Genomic DNA, 4,804 nt, shown 5'->3' with positions numbered 1-4,804 from the left:
CGCCCCGCGCGTTCCCCCCGCAGCAGTACGGGCAGCCGGGCAGCACCGCGTCGGCGCCCGTGGTCCCGCCGCAGTACCCGGCGGCGCAACGCCCCCCGCAGGGCGCGCCGGCCGGCCCAGCGCAGGGTCCGCCGCCCGGCACGGCCCGCCCGTCTCCCGACAACGCCGGCTTCAACAACCAGCTCTCGGCCGTGCACGAGCTGGGCTCGCTGGCCAAGGGCCAGATCACCATCGGACGGACGCCCGACAACCGCATCACCGTCGACGACCTGCTGGTGTCGCGCCACCACGCGGCGCTGACCTTCGACGGCCGGGCGTGGACCCTGCGCGACCTCGGCAGCTCCAACGGCACCTTCGTCGACGGCCGCCGCATCACGTCCGCGCAGATCGGTCCGCGCAACCTCATCTCCATCGGCCACAAGACCTTCCGGCTGCAGAGCGACGGCAACCTCACCGAGTACCAGGACACCGGTGCGATCACCTTCGAGGCGCACCAGCTCACCGTGCAGGTGGGCGAGCGACGCATCCTCGACCGCGTCAGCTTCAGCCTCGACCCGAAGAACATGCTCGTCATCGTCGGGCCGTCGGGGTCCGGCAAGTCCACCCTGCTCAAGGCGCTGACCGGCATCTCCCCGGCCACCTACGGCGGGGTGGGCTACGGCGGCCGTGACCTCTACACCAACTACGACGAGATCCGGCACCGCATCGGGCTGGTCCCGCAGGACGACATCCTGCATCCGCAGCTGAAGGTGCGCGAGGCGTTGCTCTACGCCGGCCAGCTGCGCTTCCCGCCCGACGTCGACAGCGCCAACTGCGCGCGCCGCGTCGACCAGGTGATCCACGAGCTCGGTCTCGTCCCGCAGGCGCAGCAGCGCGTGTCGACGCTGTCCGGCGGCCAGCGCAAGCGCACCAGCACGGCCATGGAGCTGCTCACCAGCCCGTCGCTGCTGTTCCTCGACGAGCCGACGTCCGGGCTGGACATCAACCGCGACCGCGAGGTCATGCAGGTCCTGCGGCGGCTGGCCGACGACGGCCGCACGGTCGTGGTCATCAGCCACAACGTCACCTACCTGGACCTCGCCGACAAGATCCTGGTGCTGGCCACCGGCGGGCAGCTCGCCTACTACGGGCCGCCGAAGGGCGTCCTGGAGTTCTTCGGCTGCAGCGACTGGGCCGACATGTACGCCCAGCTCGAGCAGCCGCGCACCGACTGGTACCAGCGCTACATCAACTCCCCCGTCGGGCGCCAGTACGGCGGGCTGCCCAGCGCGGGACCGGTGGCCGGTGCGGGCCGGGCCGCCGCCGTGGCCGCGGCCGCTCCGCCGCCGCGCCAGCAGAGCGCCCTCGCCCAGTTCTCCACGCTGTCCCGTCGCTACCTGAAGGTCATCGCGTCGGACAAGGCGTTCGTCGGCCTGACGATGATCACGCCGCTGGTGCTGGCGCTGTTCGCGCACGCTGTGCCGGGCAGCTCCGGGTTGTCCGCCCTGGACGCGTTGAAGCACAAGACGCATTCGCCGGTCCAGCTGCTGCTCGTCCTCATCATCGGCGGCTGCCTGTCGGGCAGCGCCGGCGCGGTACGCGAGATCGTCAAGGAGAGACCGATCTTCAGCCGCGAGCGGGCCATCGGCCTGGCGTGGGGGCCCTACCTCGCCTCCAAGGTCGTGGTGCTCGGCGTGGTCAGTGCCGTGCAGGCCATCGTGCTCGGCGTCTTCGGCCTGCTCACCGACCCCGGACCCGACGACGCGCTGCTGGGCAGCTCCGGCAAGCTCGACATGGTCATCGTGCTCATCTTCGTGACCTTCTCGTCGATGACGCTCGGCCTGCTGCTCTCGACGGTCGTCACCAACGCCGACCGCACCATGCCCCTGCTCGTCCTGATCATCATGGCCCAGCTGCTGCTGTCCGGCGGCCTCTTCCCGGTGCGCGGACGGGCGGTGCTCGAGCAGCTGTCGTGGCTGTCCCCCGCCCGCTGGGGCTACGCCGCCGGCGCGTCGGTCAGCCAGATCACCCCCAGCGGCGGCCAGGACGACCCTCTTTGGCACCACACCGGGCACACCTTCGCCGCCGACCTCATCATGTGCGTCGTGCTGAGTGCGATCTACCTGGTGGTCACGTCGCTCTTCCTGCGCCGGGTGGGCCAGGTGAAGGCCGCCCGGCCGAATTGACCTCACATTCCGGGCCGCTGCCGCGTCTACCTGATGACAGCCACCAGCGGTCAGGACGAGGAGCAGCCATGCAGACATCGACGAACCGGCACGCGGTCGTGGACACCGCCCTCGGTCCGCTGACCTTCGTCGCCGACGACGCAGGACTCGCCGGGATCTACTACCCCGGCCACTGGACGAACCCGGACGTGGCCGCGTGGGGCGAGCCGGTCGGACCCGACCACCCGGCGCTCGCCGAACCGGTCCGTCAGATCGGTGAGTACCTGGCCGGCCGGCGACGCGACTTCGACCTGCGCCTGTCGCTGCGCGGCAGCGCACGCGCGCAGCAGGTGTGGCAGCTGCTCGCCCGGATCCCCTACGGCACCACCACCACCTACGGTGCGCTCGCCGCCGAGGTGGGCGGCGGGATCAGCCCGCGGGCCATCGGCGGGTTCGTCGGGCACAACCCGGTGTCGATCGTGGTGCCGTGCCACCGCGTGGTCGGCTCGACGGGCAGCCTCACCGGCTACGCCGGCGGGATCGAGCGCAAGCGGCACCTGCTCGAGCTCGAGGGGGCGCTCGCCGTCCCCGAACCCGCGCTCTGGTGAGCAGCCCGCCGCGGGCCAAGCCACCCTTCGAGGCGGTCGTGGTGCAGCACGGCGCCATGGTCCTGCGGGTGACGCGTGCCGTCGTAGGCGTGACCGACGCCGACGACGCGTGGTCGGAAACCTTCCTGGCGGCGTTGCACGCCTACCCGGCGCTGCCCGACGACGCGAACGTCGAGGCCTGGCTGGTCACCATCGCCCACCGCAAGGCCGTCGACGTCACCCGGGCCCGCGCCCGCCACGCCTTCCCCGTCGCGGAGCCGCCCGAGCGGCCGGCGCGGGAGCGCGCCGACGGCCGCGACCTCGACCTGTACGCGGCGGTGGCCGCCCTGCCCGACAAGCAGCGCCGGGCCGTCGCCTACCACCACCTCGCCGGGTTGCCGTACGACGAGGTCGCCGTCCTGCTGGGCGGTACCGCGGCCGCGGCCCGACGTGCGGCCGCGGACGGCATCGCCGCGCTGCGCGGCACCCTGCACCCATCCCTTCCCGAGGAGCACCGATGAGCAGCGCCGAACCGGCAACCGAACTGTCCACCCGCCTGCTCGTCGACGATGCCGACCTCGCCCGCCTCCGGGCCCGGCTGGCCGCCGCCGCCCAGACGCAGACCCTGCTCGACGTCGCCTACCGGACCGTGGACTCCCCCGTCGGCGGGCTGCTCGTCGCGGCCACCGACCGGGGGCTCGTACGCGTCGCCTTCGCCGGCGAGGGCTGGGACACGGTCCTGCAGTCGCTGGCGACGCGGATCAGCCCGCGCGTGCTCGAGGCACCCGCACGCCTGGACGGCGTCACGCGCCAGCTGGAGGACTACTTCACGGGACGCCGGCACCACTTCGACGTCGCGCTGGACTGGCAGCTGTCCGCTGGCTTCCGGTTGTCCGTCCTGAACCATCTCGCGACCGACGTGGCCTACGGGACGACCGCGAGCTACGCGGCCCTGGCCGGGCTGGCCGGGAGCCCGCGGGCGGTCCGGGCGGTCGGCACCGCGTGCGCCACCAACCCCATCCCGATCGTGGTGCCGTGCCACCGCGTCGTGCGCTCGGACGGCGGCCTGGGCAGCTACCGCGGTGGTACCGAGGCGAAGGCCGCGCTGCTCGCGCTGGAGGGCGCGTGAGCGACGCCTGCGGAGCGACCCGCGAGCGTAGGTCTCGGCCCGACCGAACGGAGTGAGGCCGTGGCCGAGCGCAACAGGGTCACGCCCGACGGGCGGATCGTGGCGACCGCGGTGCGCGGCGCCTGGATGGGCAACCGCGGGCGGCTGCACCGGCCCGGCCCGGACCACGAGATCGTGCGGACCCACCAGACCCGGAACTGGATCACGTGCGTGCTGGAGTTCCGTGGCCGCCGCGTACCCCAGTGGGACCCCCGGCACTACACGCCGCTGTTCTTCCGCGACGAGGCCGTGGCGTTCGCCGCCGGTCACCGGCCCTGTGCCGAGTGCCGCCACGCCGCGTACACGACCTACCGGGACGCCTGGGCGGCCGCCGAGGGACGCGTCCCGTACGCCCGCGACATGGACGATCGGTTGCACGCGGAGCGAGGCCGGGAGCACGCGCTGCCGTGGACGGAGGTGCCGACGGGTGCGTTCGTCGTCGACGACGGTGGGCGCTCCCGAGTCGTCGACGCCCGGCAGGGCGCGGGGGTCGCCGTCGGGGGCGTCGGTGATCTCGGCGACCTTCCCCGAGATCTCCAGCAGCGCGCCCTCGTCGTCGTCGGGGACGAGCACCGGGCGGGTGAAGCGGACCCCATAGCTGCGCACCGCGGCCGGGTCGCCGCCGGCCCACCCGGTGACCAGCCGCCCGGCCAGCGCCATGGTCAGCATGCCGTGCGCTATCGCGGTGTCGAGGCCGACCTGCTTGGCGATCTCGTCGTCCCAGTGGATCGGGTTCAGGTCGCCCGAGACGCCGGCGTAGTTCACCAGGTCCTGCCGGGTCAACGGAATGACCTTCTCGGGAAGTGGGTCGCCCACCTTCACCGAATCGAAATCACGCAGTGCCATTACTGAAGCCACCTTCTTCTCCGTCTTCGGCCGTCCGACCAGCAAGGGTGGTGTAGGCC

4 protein-coding genes and 1 pseudogene are annotated in these 4,804 nt (G+C 72.6%); 4 read left to right on the top strand and 1 reads right to left on the bottom strand.

All coding sequences use genetic code 11. From position 1 onward, the window contains the following. From ACFFCA_RS19675 to ACFFCA_RS19660, 4 genes are all read left to right on the top strand, one after another. Positions 1–2,165 (top strand): ATP-binding cassette domain-containing protein (locus ACFFCA_RS19675; RefSeq protein WP_375487964.1); only part of this gene is annotated, 2,165 nt, incomplete at its 5' end. A 68-nt stretch (positions 2,166–2,233) separates the two neighbouring features. Further along, positions 2,234–2,752, top strand: coding sequence for a methylated-DNA--[protein]-cysteine S-methyltransferase (locus tag ACFFCA_RS19670; RefSeq protein ID WP_375487962.1), 519 nt, complete (start codon positions 2,234–2,236; stop codon positions 2,750–2,752). Continuing rightward, positions 2,749–3,252, top strand: a complete 504-nt coding sequence (locus tag ACFFCA_RS19665) for an RNA polymerase sigma factor (protein ID WP_375487960.1) — start codon at positions 2,749–2,751, stop codon at positions 3,250–3,252. Before ACFFCA_RS19670 ends, ACFFCA_RS19665 begins: the two co-directional genes overlap by 4 nt. After that, positions 3,249–3,860 (top strand): methylated-DNA--[protein]-cysteine S-methyltransferase, encoded by a 612-nt coding sequence (locus ACFFCA_RS19660; RefSeq protein WP_375487958.1) that lies wholly within the window; start codon positions 3,249–3,251, stop codon positions 3,858–3,860. Before ACFFCA_RS19665 ends, ACFFCA_RS19660 begins: the two co-directional genes overlap by 4 nt. A gap of 549 nt (positions 3,861–4,409) precedes the next feature. On the opposite strand, the pseudogene ACFFCA_RS19655 reads toward ACFFCA_RS19660, so the two are convergent. Beyond that, positions 4,410–4,745 (bottom strand): annotated as a pseudogene (locus ACFFCA_RS19655) (MaoC/PaaZ C-terminal domain-containing protein); the annotation flags it as partial. Between the last annotated feature and the right edge of the window lie 59 nt (positions 4,746–4,804).

The organism is uncultured Jatrophihabitans sp., from assembly GCF_964252635.1.
Lineage (GTDB): Bacteria > Actinomycetota > Actinomycetes > Mycobacteriales > Jatrophihabitantaceae > Jatrophihabitans.
Note: the sequence above shows the minus strand (reverse complement) of the source record. Positions and strands in the feature narration are given on the sequence as shown.